The organism is Stenotrophomonas sp. YJH_SMC_54, from assembly GCF_059368435.1.
This window is the reverse complement of sequence record NZ_JCAFRS010000004.1, coordinates 174616-188177: the sequence shown is the minus strand read 5'-3', so window position 1 is coordinate 188177 and position 13562 is coordinate 174616. Positions and strand designations below refer to the sequence as shown.

Sequence of the window (13562 nt, the reverse complement as noted above, 5' to 3'; positions counted from 1 at the left end):
TCCTCGTGTGCCGGCCGGGTGAGTACGAATTGATGTACACATCACCATGCGGAACACGTGCTGACTTATTCATTGCCGGCATCATTGAATGTTCACGGAAAAACACGCATGCGATGCCTGCCTCACCATGGCGCGATGACGATGATCACACTGATCAGCAGCGCAATCGCCAGAATCACCAGCAGCACATGCCATTGCTTCCAGCTGGGTTTCGGCTTGCCAGGCGTATTCATCGGCGGCCTCCTGTGTATGCCGGGAAAGGAGCTGCCAGACTGAAGCGAAACGTCATTGCAAAACGTCGACGCGACGTGCACTCCCCGTGCAGGACAGCGGCCAAGGGCGCGCGAAGATAACGCGTCCATAACGCAGTTCAAATGTGAGCGGGATGTTAGGTTCCTCTCGATTCCGGGTAACGGAATGCAGACCGGTCGTAGCGCCGCGCGCATTGCGACCACACAACGGATTTGGAGAGAGAAACAATGCACTACAAATACACTCTGCTTTCGGCAGGGATCGGCGCCGTGTTGGCTGCCGTTTTCTCGCCGGCTGCCAATGCACAGGACGACGCTGCGAAGTCTCCGAAGAACCTGGACCGCATCCAGGTGACGGGATCGGCGATACGCAGCGTGGATGTGGAAACCCAGCAGCCGGTGCTTGCCATCTCGCGCAAGATGATCGAGCAGCAGGGCTTCACCACCATCGCCGACGTCCTGCAGAACCTCACGTCGGCCGGCGCACCAGCGCTCTCGCGTTCGCGCACGCTGTCGTCCGGCGAAGACGTCGGCGGCAGCTACGCAAACATCCGCAACCTCGGCGCCACCCGCACCCTGGTGCTGGTGAACGGCAAGCGCCTGGGCGCCAGCACCAGCGGCCTGCAGGACCTGAGCCAGATTCCGATGAGCGCGGTCGAGCGCATCGACGTGCTCAAGGATGGCGCCTCGGTGCTCTACGGATCCGACGCCATCGCCGGCGTCATCAACATCATTACCCGCAAGAGCGTCGAGGGGCTGGAGCTTTCGGCGCAGCATGGCCAGTTCAGCCAGGGCGACGGCAAGGACAGCACGTTCTCGCTCGTTACCGGCGCGCGCGGCGAGCGAGGTGGCTACACCTTGGCCCTGGAATACCAGAAGGCCGACCCGGTGTTCGCCCGCGACCGCTGGTTCTCCAAGCATGGTGGTGCGGGGCCGGGTTATCCGCGCGCGGGCTGGAGCGACCTCAGCCAGAACGGCTCCTGGTGTAACCCGGCGCTTTACGACTGTGCCACCGGAAATTCCGTGTTCAAGACACTCAATCGTGGTGGCGACCCGAAGAACCCGAACGATTACCATCCGATCACGCCGGCCGAGTATTCCAACGGCAACGAGCAGATGCATGTGCAGACCGGCATCGAGCGCCGGTCGCTGTTCCTCAGCTCCGACTATGCACTGAGTGACCAGATCACCTTCACCACCGATATCGGCTACAACGAGCGCATCTCGGACCAGCAGATTGCCGGCTACCCCTACGAATCGACCAAGTTCGGGACGCCGCTGGCCGGCAACAGTGCGTTCAATCCGGTCGGCCATGACATCGCCTTCAACCGCCGCCTGTGGGAGCTTCCGCGCACGACCGAAAGCAAGCTGAAGTCGCTGCGCGTGGCACCGACGCTGTCGGGCTACTTCGAACTGGCCAGCAAAACGTTCGACTGGGAGGTGGGCGCGCTGTTCAACCGCAACGAGGTGACCAAGACCGGCCGTGGTGACATGAGCCTGATCGCCTCGCGCCAAGCGCTGGGACAGTCCTTTGTTGATGGCAACGGTGTAGCACGCTGTGGCAGCGCAGGTGCACCGATCGCCGGCTGCCTGGCCTGGAATCCGCTGCTGCCGTACGGCGTTGCTGGCGCCGGCTCGCTTGCCGACCCGGAACTGCAGCGCTTCCTGTTCCCCACGTTCACCGATACCGGCATCACCAAGACCCGAAGCTACTTCGCCAACATCTCCGGCCCGGTGCTGGAACTGCCGGCGGGCGAGCTCTCGGTGGCGATGGGCTACCAGTACCGCAAGGAAGAAGGACGCTACGTTCCCGACGCCTTTGCCCAGTCGCGCCAGAGCACTGCACTGGGGGCACAGACCACTGCAGGCGGTTACAGCCTCAATGAAGTCTTCGCCGAAGTGAATGTGCCGGTGCTGCGTGACCTTCCGTTCGCCAAGGAGCTGACCGTCAACGTTGCGGCACGCTATTCCGACTACAGCAACTTCGGCAGCACCACCAACACCAAGGCCAGCTTCGCCTGGCGCCCGGTCGAGGAGCTGATGGTCCGCGGCACCTTCGCCGAGGGCTTCCGTGCTCCCAGCATCTCCGACCTGTATGGCGGCCTGGGCACCAGCTTCGAAACCTACGTGGACCCCTGCGGCATCGGCGCCACCAACAGCGTCAACGGCAACGCGGCCTGCAACGCCGCCGGTGTTCCGCGTGGCTACGAGCAGCTGGCCCAGGGCCTGAAGCCCTGCACCAGCTACCCGTGCGCCACCCCGAACGAGTTCACCACGGGCTCGAACCCGAACCTGCGCCCGGAAGAGTCCAAGAGCAAGACCGTCGGTGTGGTCTGGAGCCCGCGCTGGGTCAACGGTCTGGACATCAACCTGGACTGGTACAGCTACAAGATCACCAACATGATCATCGAGGACAACGTCGATCGCATCCTCCGTGACTGCTACGTGCTGGGCAATGCCTCGCGCTGCGGCAGCGTCAAGCGTGCCGCTGATGGCCACATCACCAGCATGTTCTACGGCCTGACCAACCTCGGCGCGATGAAGACCGAGGGGTGGGACCTGGGCATCCGTTACCGCCTGCCGGAGTACGCGTTCGGTCGCTTCACCCTTGACCTGCAGAACAGCTACGTCTCCAAGTACGACGAGGAGAAGCAGAACTCGGCCGGTGACACCATCATGGACGGTCGTATTGGACGCCCGGGGGTGTTCCGCCTGCGGTCCAATCTCGGCGTCAACTGGCAGCTGGGCAACCTCTCGGCCCAGTACACGGTGCGCTACTACTCCGGGATGATGGAAGGCTGCATGCCAAACCGGCCCTGCACCGCGCCCGAACGCATCGCCAACGGCGAACCGGATGCCGTGCGCAGGGTCGGCTCGAATGCGTTCCACGACATCCAGGTCAGCTACAGGCTGCCCTGGGATGGCACCGTGGCAGTGGGCTCGAACAATGTGTTCGACCATCGCGGCCCGATCATGTTCTCCAAGCCGCAGAGTTCCTTCCCCTACTACGGCGGCTTCGATATCGGCCGCACGGTGTACGTGAAGTACTCGCAGCGCTTCTGACCGTAGCGTCCGTGCACGTGGCCGGCGGAAGGGGAGTTCCGCCGGCCACGCCGCACACAACCTCCACCCAATCTCCACGCTACTTCGACCCAATCTCCAACATCCCCGGCAACACTGGCGCAACGGCAGCAGATGGAGCAGGCAAGCGAGGATCGCCCGCGCGGCATCCACCTCGCCCGACCTCTCCGGATTCACCACTGAATGCGATGGACCACCCCCTCCCCGCTGCGGGGATGAGGCTGGTCCAAGGGAAGCAAGCGATGACAACGGCAGTACACAGTGGCTTGACCGATCTGGTCATGGATGCGCAGCGCTACCTGCGCCGGATCCTGCCCGGCCTGGCCTCGGTGGTCGGCCCCGTGGCTGCGGCACGCTTCATCCCGCAGACCATGGCCTCGCGCTATCACATCGCCGAGCTGACCCTCTATGGTGAAACGCCGGCGATGCTGGCAGTTCCACGCGTCCCGGGCGAATCCAGCAGCCGCGTCATCCAGGATGTGAAAGTGCTGCGCTCAGCGGCAAAGGCCATGGTGCTGTATGTCTCGCCGTACCTCACCCCCACCCAGCGCAGGTTCCTGGTCGAGAACCATATCGACTTCGTGGTACCGCACAACCAGCTGTACGCCCCCAGCCTGGCGATCGAGTTCCGCGATGCGCCCGACCACGAGAAGAAGGCGATTTCGCTGCTGCCTTCGGCGCAGGCCGTGCTCATCCACGTACTCCTGTCCGGCCAGGCACGCTGGTGGTCACCGCGTGAGGTCAGCCGTGCTGCCGGATACACCTCGATGACCGCGTCGAGGCTCTCCGCTGAACTGGTCGGTCGCGGACTGGCCGAACGCTCCACCGGCGGACGCGAACGCTTCCTGAGACTCGCCGGCAGCCGCGGCGAGGTCTGGGCGAGAGCGCAGCCGTTCCTGCGCTCCCCCGTGCTGAAGGAAGTGGAGGTCTGCTGGGAACAGGTCGCCGACGTTCTGGCCCGACATGCTCAATCCGCCCCCCAGGCAGGGACGGAAGCAATGCTTGCGGTGCCGTCGAAAGACCACGGCATCACGCGCGCCCTGTACATCGATGCCTGGCGGAAGCTGGGGGCACTGCCTGCAGCCGGCCCCGACTGCACGCGCAGTGGAACGTTGCAGATATGGTCGTATCCGCCTGCCTTCACCGGTAGCGGTGACCGCGTGGACCCGCTGTCGCTGTACCTGAGCCTGCAGGGCAAGCGCGGCTACGACGCCGACGCGCTGGAACAGGAGGTGGAGCAGGCGCTATGCGGGACGACACGCCGCGGCTGAGGTCCGCGCGGGTCCGGCCCGACCGCGTCAGGACGCTTCGCCCCCACTCGCCATCGTCGCGCGCTTCGCTGCGTACTCGGCGAAGACCACACCGGATACCGCCAGCACGCCCCCTGCCAGTACCCAGCCACTGAGCGATTCGCCCAGCAGCAGCACGGCCAGTGCGGCGGTCACGATCGGCACCAGGTTGAAGAAGCCGGAGACACGCGCTGCGCCCAACCGTGACAATCCGGTCATCCAGGTCAGTGGGGCCAGGATCGACGCGCATACTGCCGCAAACCCGATGCAGCCGACCGCGGTGAGATTGTTCACCCCGGTACCGACCAGCAGCTGCGCCGGCAACAGGATCAGCGACGCGGCGGTGGCCTGCAGGAACAACGATTCCAGCACCGTCAGCGGGATCTTCCAGCGCTGCATCAGCACGTTGTAGGCGGCAAAGGCCAACGCACCGATCAGCATGATCGCATCACCGCGGTTCACGCCCTGAGCGGCCAATCGTGCCAGGTCGCCCTGCGAGACCACCGCCACCACCCCGACAGTGGAAATCACCGCACCGGTAATGGAGGTACCGCGCACCGGATGGCCCATGAACACGCGTGACAACGCCAATGCGAGCAGTGGAATCAATGCCTGGATCACGCCCATGTTGGTGGCCGAGGTGAAGTGCGCCGCATAGTACGCAAGGCACTGGTACATCACCCCGCCCAGGCACCCCAGCAGCAGGAAGCGGCCAAGGTTGGCACGCACGGTCTGCAGGTTGTTGCGCAGCCGCGGCAGCGCGAAGGGCAACAGGACAATGGCCGCCACCAGCCAGCGGAAGAAACCAATATCGATGGGACCGACCGCGCCCGAGGCCAGCTTGGTCACGATGGTATTCGCGCCCCACAGCAGGCAGGCAAGGATTGGGAAGAGGTAGTTCAAGAGCGTGGGTGTACGTGGGGGAATGGCCAGCGTACGCTTGGCGCATATCGAGGACATCCTGAAAATGCGTCACTCCGACCCCGGGTTGCGGCAACCGATGGAGCCCATCCCCACCTTCCGCCAGCTGCCCGGTCCGGTCTACTTCCGGCAGGGTGCGATGGAGCCCACCGACTGGGGCACGCACAGCCATCCTTGGGGCCAGTTCAACTTCGTCGCACAAGGGGTGATGGAGATGAAGATCGACGGCGAGTGGATGGTGTCCCCGCCCCATTACGCGATCTGGATCCCACCGGGAATGCCCCACTATTCGCGCAACCGGTCGCGGTTGGCCTATCGCTCGGCCTACCTGTCGCCGGCGTTGTCACGCCGCCTGCCCGAGCGTTGCAGTGCGCTGGAAGTCAGCCCATTGCTGCGCGAGCTGCTGCACGAGCTGGCGCGACAGGGCGTGACCGATCCGCGGACGCCGGCCCAGCGGCGCATGGCCGCCGTGGTGATCGACCAGATCCTCAATGCCGCAGTGCTGCCCAGCTTCCTGCCGATCGCCAGCAGCGATGCCCTGAAACAGGTGATGGCGTACATCGAGAAGCACCTGTCCGCAGCCGAGTCGGTCGCCGATATCGCGCAGCGGCACCACATGAGCGTACGCAAGCTGGAGCGCATGGCACGCAGCGAGCTGGGCATGTCACTTGGTGACTGGCGCGGTCGGGTTAAGTTCGTGCGCGCCACCGAAGCGCTGTGCACACGCCGGCCGATCAGCCGGATTGCCGAGGAGCTGGGCTACTCCGGCGTCAGCGCCTTCGCAGAGATGTTCAAGCGGCACGCGCACTGCACGCCGGACCAGTACCGGAAACTGCATCGGGCGGGGTGAAGAGCGCATCGAGGGATGTCGATTTCCGCCCTCGTCGTTCGTCGGAACAGAAGAGCCAGGCCTTCCCGCCTGCAGGAGCGCCGCGATGTCCCCCATCCTCACCGCCTTTGCCACCTCCCCCGACCGCGGCCAGGGCCTGGCCCGTGACATGCGCGTGCGCTGGGCGCTGGAGGAACTGGGCGTGCCCTATGACGTGCAGCTGCTGACCTTCGCCGAAATGAAGCAACCTGCCCACCTGGCGCGGAATCCCTTCGGACAGATTCCCACCTGGCAGGAGGGCGACCAGGTCCTGCTCGAATCCGGCGCGATCGTCCTGCACCTGGCCGAACAGCATGCCGGCCTGCTGCCCGTCGGTCCGGATGCACGCATGCGCGCAGTCATGTGGGTGTTCGCCGCGTTGAATACGGTGGAGCCACCCATCGTCGAGCGCTCGATGGCCTGGGTGCTGGAGCGCGAACAGCCCTGGTATGCACAGCGATTGGTGATGCTGGACGAGCGCGTGCGGATGCGTCTCTCACAACTGTCCGCGTGGTTGGGCGCGGCGGCGTGGCTGGACGGCGGGTTCAGCGTGGGCGACCTGATGATGGTCTCGGTGCTGCTGCGCCTGAAGAGCAGCGGCCTGCTCGACGAGTACCCGCTGCTGGTGGCCTATGTGGCACGGGCGACGCAGCGTCCCGCCTATCAGCGCGCGTTTGCTGCGCAGTTGGCGGTATTCCAGAACGGGTAGTTCCACGCCATGGGGGGAAACACTCAGCGCAGGCTGCGCCGGCAGGCGGCCTGCACCAGCATCAGCTGCGCTACCAGGATCAGCATCGCGCAGCCTGACAGCAGCCACGGGTCGATGTACCACTGCGCGTTGAAACTGAAATCGCCGGCGGAAATGCGCTTCCAGCCATTGAAGTGCTGCATCGCTGCAACCACGAACGCGAAGCCGCCCGCTGTGTACGACAACCAGGGCACGATGAGGCTCCCCGGCCGCGCGAACAATGTCAGCACGCCCAGCACACCGATGACAGTGCGTTGTACGCGGCAGTATGGGCAGACATAGGCCATCCCGCTCCACTCCACCGCCCAGGCCAACAGGCTGACCAGCACGGCCACGCCTGCGGCTGTGTACAGGACTTTCGGCGTGATCGTCATGCCACCCTCGTGTGCCATCCGGTGCTCCTTGGTTGAAAGACCCGGGCAGGGTAGCAGTGCTGCAGCCTCATCCCTTCTTGATGACAGTCCGCTTGCCGATGGTGCTGGTCTTGCCAGCGGTCGGCCTAGCCAAGCCAGGAATCAGGAAATCGGTGGCCTTGTGGCCCATCGACACCTTGGACGCCAGCCAGCGCGGCATGCGCCCGCGACCGGTCCAGGTCAGGCGCTTGTATTCCGGGTCGCGATACTTGGGCGCGACTTTGCCGGATTTACGGCGGGTGGGTTTGCGGGCGGGCGCAGGTGTTTCCGAAGCTTCGCCACCGAAGAGTTCTTCGAGGGTGTAGCCGGCTTCGGCCGCGGCAGCCTTCAACATCCGCCGCACCGCGCTGGCCGGACGGCGGCTGGAAATGAGCTGTTTCCGCTGTTCAGCGGCAACCACCAAGGCGCCCAGCTCCCGAAGGCTGAGCGATTCAATATCGATCGTCATGGTGGAAAGGTGTCCTGCGGCCGGCCAGCTGTCAAGCCGCCTTGCCCGGTACGTAGACACGGGCTTCACTGCCGGTGGGCTCCGATCGCCTTCGGCAGCCATCTCCGAGGACTTCGACGTGAGCAACTCATCGCATTCGCTCGCCTACCTGCTTGCGCGCATCCTGCTGATGGCACTGTTCCTGGTGTCCGGCATCGGCAAGCTCGGCGACCTCAGCGGTACCCAGGGTTACATGGAAGCGATGGGGGTACCCGGCATCCTGCTGTGGCCTACCATCGCCTTTGAGATCGGCAGCGGCCTGTGCATCCTGCTGGGCTTCCAGACCCGGCTGGTATCGATCGTGCTGGCAGGCTTCAGCCTGGTCACCGCCTTCATCTTCCACCACAACGTTGGCGACCCCACCCAGCAGATCATGTTCCTGAAGAACCTGGGGCTGGCCGGTGGCTTCCTGCTGCTGGCCTGCACCGGGGCGGGGCGCTACAGCATCGATGGGCGTAGGCGGCGCGGATGAGCACGCGGCATGCCGCCATCATCCCTGGCCCACGGGCTGGACGCGCTGCAGACGCAGGTTGCGCCATGTCGGCTGGGAGCTGCGGAAATCCACCGCTTCGCCATCGCTGGTGAACAGCAGGCCTGGCTCCACTTCAGTGACCAGGCGGATGCCATCGATGTACAGCCAGCCCTGTCGCTGCTCCAGTACAACGGACATCGCCGGTTTCCCCCATTGGTCGATGCGATAGCGCCCCAGCCAGGGTCGCCAATGGGACGCCTGCGGCCCTGTGGCCCCATCGATGGGATCGTTCTGGTCCAGGCCATCCTCGCCGTTCGTACATTCCAGGTGCGCCGGCAGCCTCTCCGTCGCCGCATGGTAACGGTACGTCGCAACCTCTCCATCGGTGTCCGCGGTGAACAGTTGGTCGTCGTCGATGGCCGCAAACCGTCTGCCCACAGCTTGCGCCCCACGATGCAGTTGCAGTTCACCGCTTCCGGCAACCACGATCTTCGCCTTGCCGCTGCGCCCTATCCAGTCTCCCGCCATCCGCTGGATCTGGTCCTGGTTCAACCTGATCGGCGCCAGGGACGATAGCGGCACACGCGGCTGACGGGGCCCGAAACGCGCCGACAGCAATTGGTCGAGCAGACGCTCGCCGATGCCGTACCCCGCGGACGTCGCGCGGTTGAACATCGCGGCAAATCCAGCGTTGGCCTGCCTGCAGTAGGTGAACACGCACCCGAATCCGAAGCCTCCGCCGCGATGGTGCAGCAGCCGCACCGGTGTACTGCCGTAGAGCCGTTCGCTGCGCATTACGCCGAGCCCGTAGTCACCACCCAGGCCGAAGCCATGCATCTCGTCCCAGAGATGGGGCTCGAGCAGCTGCTGCGCGCCGGTTTGGCCGCCACCGAGCAGGAAGCCAAGATACTTCGCCATGTCGGCGGCACTGGTCCAGACGCCTCCCGACACCACCAGCGGCGTCACCGGCGGCACCTGCGCATGGCCTTCCTGGGTTCCCAGTGCCCGACCCTTGCTTGCCAGGTAGACCGACGCATCGGCCGTACTGTCGTGCATTCCCAGTGGCTCGAAGATCCGGCGCTGCAGCCAGGCCGGATAGCCGATGCCCGCAACCTGCTCAAGGACATGACCGGCAAGGTCGAAGCCCAGGTTGGAATAGCGATAGCGCGTACCCACCGGAAAGCGCAGCCATGTCTGCGAGATGCTGCGGACGTGCGCATCAAAGCCCGGTGACGCCGGTTCGTAATTGTTGCCCAGCGGCGCCTCGTGCGTGAATCCCGCGCGGTTGGCAAGCAGCAGGCGCAGGGTGATGCGCTCCTGCGGGGAATGCTCGAAGCGACTGCGCACGGTGAACGACGGCAGATAGCGGGCAATGGGCGCATCCAGATCAAGAATGCCGTCCTGCACGGCCAACAGCACCGCCACCGCCGCGAAATTCTTCGAGGTGGACTGGATGCTGAACATCGTGCTGGCGTCCGCGGCCGCGCTACCCTGGCCTGATACGTGACCGAAGCCTTCAGTCCAGCGCACCTGCCCGCCTTCGACCAGGCAGACGGCAGCGGCACCGATGCCGCTGCCTTGCATGGCCGAGCGGATCACGCCGCGCTCCGCTTCGATCAGGTTCCCGGTGGTGACGGTGGGCTGCGCCGCCGTGGCAACACCGGTAGGCATGAGCGTGGCCGCCGGAACAGCCGCGGCATTGGCCAGGAAGGTGCGACGACTGAGCGTACCAGGCATCAGATCACTCCACTTCGGGATGCCGCCATCTTCCCGCCAGCAGAAATGGCGGGGCATGTGTCATTCGGCACAGAGTGCGGTGATCGACGGTGCTGCGCCTTCGCCGGCCGAGCAGTCCTCAGCCCGGAGGGTCCGGCAAGCGGATTCCCTGCGCCGAAACAAAGGCGCGGGACTCGTTCCAATAGGCCTGTGGCGGTTCCCGCAACTCTGGTCGCGCCCAGTAATCGTCGCCATTCAATACGCTCATCACATGACGCCAGCCATCACGCGGATCATGAACCTGAAATCGACCGCGATGATGGCGCGGATGATACGCGTAGTGGCCGAGCGCCTCCTGGCGCGCTTCATCCGGCGAACGACCCGTCTGATGGACCAGCGTCCATGCACGCATGTGGCGCGCATGCGCGAGCGCGCCAAGGTACTCGTCCTCATCCAGCAGTGGGACCCGCTCACTGCGGGCCAGGCACAGTGCGTCCGATTCGGCTTCGTAGTCCAGCGATGGCTGCGCCAGTTCCGGGCGCCGGTGCCAATAACCTTCCCCCGCCACCTGCAGCATCGCCCAATGCCAGGGCTCGTCGTGGAAGATCAGCGCGTGTTCGTAATCGCGGCCGGGGCTCTGGTCGGGATAGCGTTGGCGTGCCTGTTCAAGTGCCAGCGCCTCGGGCACCTGTCCATAGTGGACCAGGCACCAGGCAAACAGGTGCCGGCTGTCTTCGATTTCGTTGGTGAAGTCTTCCACCGGGGTATCGGTGCTGGCCATGGTCGATCCCTGTGTGCGGATCAGATGGTACCGACGCTGCAGGTCGCGTTGGGGAGCGATGAGACCTGCGACCGGTCAGGCGAGGTCGGTTGGTGGGCCCACCAGGATTCGAACCTGGAACCAAGGGATTATGAGTCCCCTGCTCTAACCGTTGAGCTATAGGCCCGGCGCAGCGTCACAGTGTAGTGGAGGCCGCGCTCGATCGGCTACCCGGCAGCAGCAAGAGCCTCAGCCACATGCCCCAACCGCTTCTCCGCCACGTCCGCAAACCAGACCTGCCGCCGCAGGTGCGCGTGGAACAGCGCCACAGTCCTCCTGGTCTCTTCCAGCCCCTTCTGGTTGTCCGCCGCCGAAGCCAGCAAATAATCCAGCACCAGACTGCGTCAGCAATGCCAGCGTCGCTCTTCGGGCAAATCCCAGTGAATCCTCGCGCTCGTCGCGCATCACATCTTCCCAATGCAGTAGCGGCGCAAACGCGCAGCCGTTGAGAAGACCTGCTGGATACGTCATCGCAAACAGCAGCTGGCTCGACTCTACAGAAAGCACACACCCCCCAAAAAGAAAAACCCCGCACCAGGCGGGGTTTCTCTCAACGCTTCAACAGCCGCTGGAAATCAATCAATATCCAGGAAGCTGCGCAGCTGCTCCGAGCGGCTCGGGTGACGCAGCTTGCGCAGGGCCTTCGCTTCGATCTGGCGGATGCGCTCGCGGGTCACGTCGAACTGCTTGCCGACCTCTTCCAGCGTGTGGTCGGTGTTCATGTCGATGCCGAAGCGCATGCGCAGCACCTTGGCTTCCCTCGGGGTGAGGCCGGCCAGCACGTCGCGCACGGTTTCAGACAGATTGATGTTGGTGGTGTTCTCGATCGGGGACTCCACGTTGGTGTCCTCGATGAAGTCGCCCAGATGGGAATCCTCGTCGTCGCCGATCGGGGTTTCCATCGAGATCGGCTCCTTGGCGATCTTCATCACCTTGCGGATCTTGTCTTCCGGCATGTCCATTTCCTTGGCCAGCTCCTCCGGCGTAGCCTCGCGGCCGTACTGCTGGAGCATCTGGCGGGAAATGCGGTTCAACTTGTTGATCGTCTCGATCATGTGCACCGGAATACGGATGGTGCGCGCCTGGTCGGCGATCGAGCGGGTGATCGCCTGGCGGATCCACCAGGTGGCATAGGTCGAGAACTTGTAACCGCGGCGGTATTCGAACTTGTCCACGGCCTTCATCAGGCCGATGTTGCCTTCCTGGATCAGGTCGAGGAACTGCAGGCCACGGTTGGTGTACTTCTTGGCGATCGAGATCACCAGGCGCAGGTTGGCCTCGACCATTTCCTTCTTGGCCTTGCGCGCCTTGGCTTCACCGTAGGCCATGGCACGGCTGATTTCCTTCAGCTCTTCCAGGTCCAGCTGGGTCAGCGTCTCGATGTCGATCGTCGCCTGCTGTTCGGCAATGATCTGGTCCTTCACTTCGCGCAGCGCCGAGGACCACTTCTGCTTGCGCTTCAGTGCGTCTTCCACCCACTCCAGGTTGGTCTGGTTGCCTTCCCAGGAACGGATGAAGTCCTTGCGCGGCATGCGGGCGGTGACGGTGGCCAGGTTCAGCACGCGACGCTCATGGGCCTTGATCGATGCCATGGTGTCGCGCAGCTGCTTGGTCAGCACGTCGGTCAGCGGCAGCGGCAGCTTCAGGGTGACGAACACCGCCGACATTTCTTCGCGCAGGCGCGGCAGGTTCTTCTTGTCGCCCTTGGTCGCGGCCTTCTTGAAGGCGTTGAAGGCATCGCTCAGCGCCTGCATGCGCGCGGCGACTTCCTCCGGATCCGGACCGGTCGGTGCGGCTTCTTCATCGCCACCGTCGACATCGTCGTCCTCGTCCTCGTCGCCTTCGGCGTCCGCATCGGCGCTGTCATCGGCAGCGACCGCCGGCGGCGCCGGCTCTTCGTCGACCAGGTCGTTGAAGCCGACGATCACTTCGGCCAGGCGCTTCTTGCCTTCCTTGTGGGCTTCGTAGTCGTTCAGCAGCGACTCGACCGAAACCGGGAACTGGCCCAGGGCCGCCTGGACCTGCGAAAGGCCTTCCTCGATGCGCTTGGCGATAGCGATTTCGCCTTCGCGGGTCAGCAGCTCGACGGTGCCCATTTCGCGCATGTACATGCGCACCGGGTCGGTGGTACGGCCACCTTCGGTGTCGAGCGCGCTCAGCGCAGCGGCAGCTTCTTCAGCCGCGGTGTCATCGACTTCGCGGTTGCCGGTGTTGCCATCGTTGAGAAGCAGGGTTTCCACATCCGGCGCAACTTCATGGACATCGATGCCCATGCCGTTGATCATGCCGATGATGTCTTCGATCTGTTCCGGGTCGACCATGTCGTCCGGCAGATGGTCATTGACTTCGGCGTAGGTCAGGTAGCCCTGTTCCAGGCCCTTGCTGATCAGTTGCTTGATTTCGGATTGGGCAGGACGTTCGTTGGCCATGTAGTGCTCGCGCCACCGGCAGGGAGAAATAGGGAACGTAGCATTATACCAGCCCGGGGCCCTGCCT

The 13562-nt window shown here is 64.3% G+C and carries 11 protein-coding genes and 1 tRNA gene; 5 read left to right on the top strand and 7 right to left on the bottom strand.

Going from position 1 to position 13562, the window contains the following annotated elements:
• Nucleotides 1-479: 479 nt before the first annotated feature.
• Complete coding sequence (locus AC5P5S_RS06555; RefSeq protein ID WP_062605574.1) at nucleotides 480-3314, top strand: TonB-dependent receptor; 2835 nt, start codon at nucleotides 480-482, stop codon at nucleotides 3312-3314.
• Nucleotides 3315-3574: 260 nt separating this feature from the next.
• A complete protein-coding gene (locus AC5P5S_RS06550; RefSeq protein WP_062605573.1) occupies nucleotides 3575-4603 on the top strand; it encodes a hypothetical protein in 1029 nt (342 codons plus the stop codon).
• Between the two features lie 27 nt (nucleotides 4604-4630).
• On the opposite strand, the gene AC5P5S_RS06545 is transcribed toward AC5P5S_RS06550, so the two are convergent.
• A complete protein-coding gene (locus AC5P5S_RS06545) occupies nucleotides 4631-5524 on the bottom strand; it encodes a DMT family transporter (RefSeq protein WP_062605571.1) in 894 nt (297 codons plus the stop codon).
• A 64-nt stretch (nucleotides 5525-5588) separates the two neighbouring features.
• Between AC5P5S_RS06545 and AC5P5S_RS06540 the strand changes: the two genes are divergently transcribed.
• Nucleotides 5589-6392: an AraC family transcriptional regulator gene (locus tag AC5P5S_RS06540; protein WP_043034601.1), complete on the top strand. Its 804-nt coding sequence runs from the start codon at nucleotides 5589-5591 to the stop codon at nucleotides 6390-6392.
• Between the two features lie 85 nt (nucleotides 6393-6477).
• Complete coding sequence (locus AC5P5S_RS06535; RefSeq protein ID WP_062605569.1) at nucleotides 6478-7119, top strand: glutathione S-transferase family protein; 642 nt, start codon at nucleotides 6478-6480, stop codon at nucleotides 7117-7119.
• A 23-nt stretch (nucleotides 7120-7142) separates the two neighbouring features.
• Here AC5P5S_RS06535 and AC5P5S_RS06530 read toward each other — a convergent pair whose 3' ends face one another.
• On the bottom strand, nucleotides 7143-7550 hold the full coding sequence (locus AC5P5S_RS06530; protein ID WP_024957909.1) for a hypothetical protein: 408 nt from the start codon (nucleotides 7548-7550) through the stop codon (nucleotides 7143-7145).
• A 49-nt stretch (nucleotides 7551-7599) separates the two neighbouring features.
• Nucleotides 7600-8019, bottom strand: a complete 420-nt coding sequence (locus tag AC5P5S_RS06525; protein WP_005414575.1) for an H-NS histone family protein — start codon at nucleotides 8017-8019, stop codon at nucleotides 7600-7602.
• Between the two features lie 118 nt (nucleotides 8020-8137).
• Here AC5P5S_RS06525 and AC5P5S_RS06520 point away from each other — a divergent pair, with 118 nt between their 5' ends.
• Nucleotides 8138-8530: a DoxX family protein gene (locus AC5P5S_RS06520; RefSeq protein WP_062605567.1), complete on the top strand. Its 393-nt coding sequence runs from the start codon at nucleotides 8138-8140 to the stop codon at nucleotides 8528-8530.
• 18 nt (nucleotides 8531-8548) lie between these two features.
• Here the strand turns inward: AC5P5S_RS06520 and AC5P5S_RS06515 are convergent, their stop codons facing one another.
• From AC5P5S_RS06515 to rpoD, 4 genes are all read right to left on the bottom strand, one after another.
• The gene (locus AC5P5S_RS06515) at nucleotides 8549-10324 is read right to left on the bottom strand and encodes a serine hydrolase domain-containing protein (RefSeq protein WP_231098195.1); all 1776 of its coding nucleotides are present in this window, start codon (nucleotides 10322-10324) and stop codon (nucleotides 8549-8551) included.
• 61 nt (nucleotides 10325-10385) lie between these two features.
• Nucleotides 10386-11027 carry a hypothetical protein gene (locus AC5P5S_RS06510; RefSeq protein ID WP_062605565.1) on the bottom strand — a complete coding sequence of 214 codons (642 nt, stop codon included), beginning with the start codon at nucleotides 11025-11027 and terminating at the stop codon, nucleotides 10386-10388.
• A 90-nt stretch (nucleotides 11028-11117) separates the two neighbouring features.
• A tRNA-Ile gene (locus tag AC5P5S_RS06505) sits at nucleotides 11118-11193 on the bottom strand.
• Between the two features lie 448 nt (nucleotides 11194-11641).
• The gene (gene rpoD, locus AC5P5S_RS06500) at nucleotides 11642-13495 is read right to left on the bottom strand and encodes an RNA polymerase sigma factor RpoD (RefSeq protein WP_005411179.1); all 1854 of its coding nucleotides are present in this window, start codon (nucleotides 13493-13495) and stop codon (nucleotides 11642-11644) included.
• Between the last annotated feature and the right edge of the window lie 67 nt (nucleotides 13496-13562).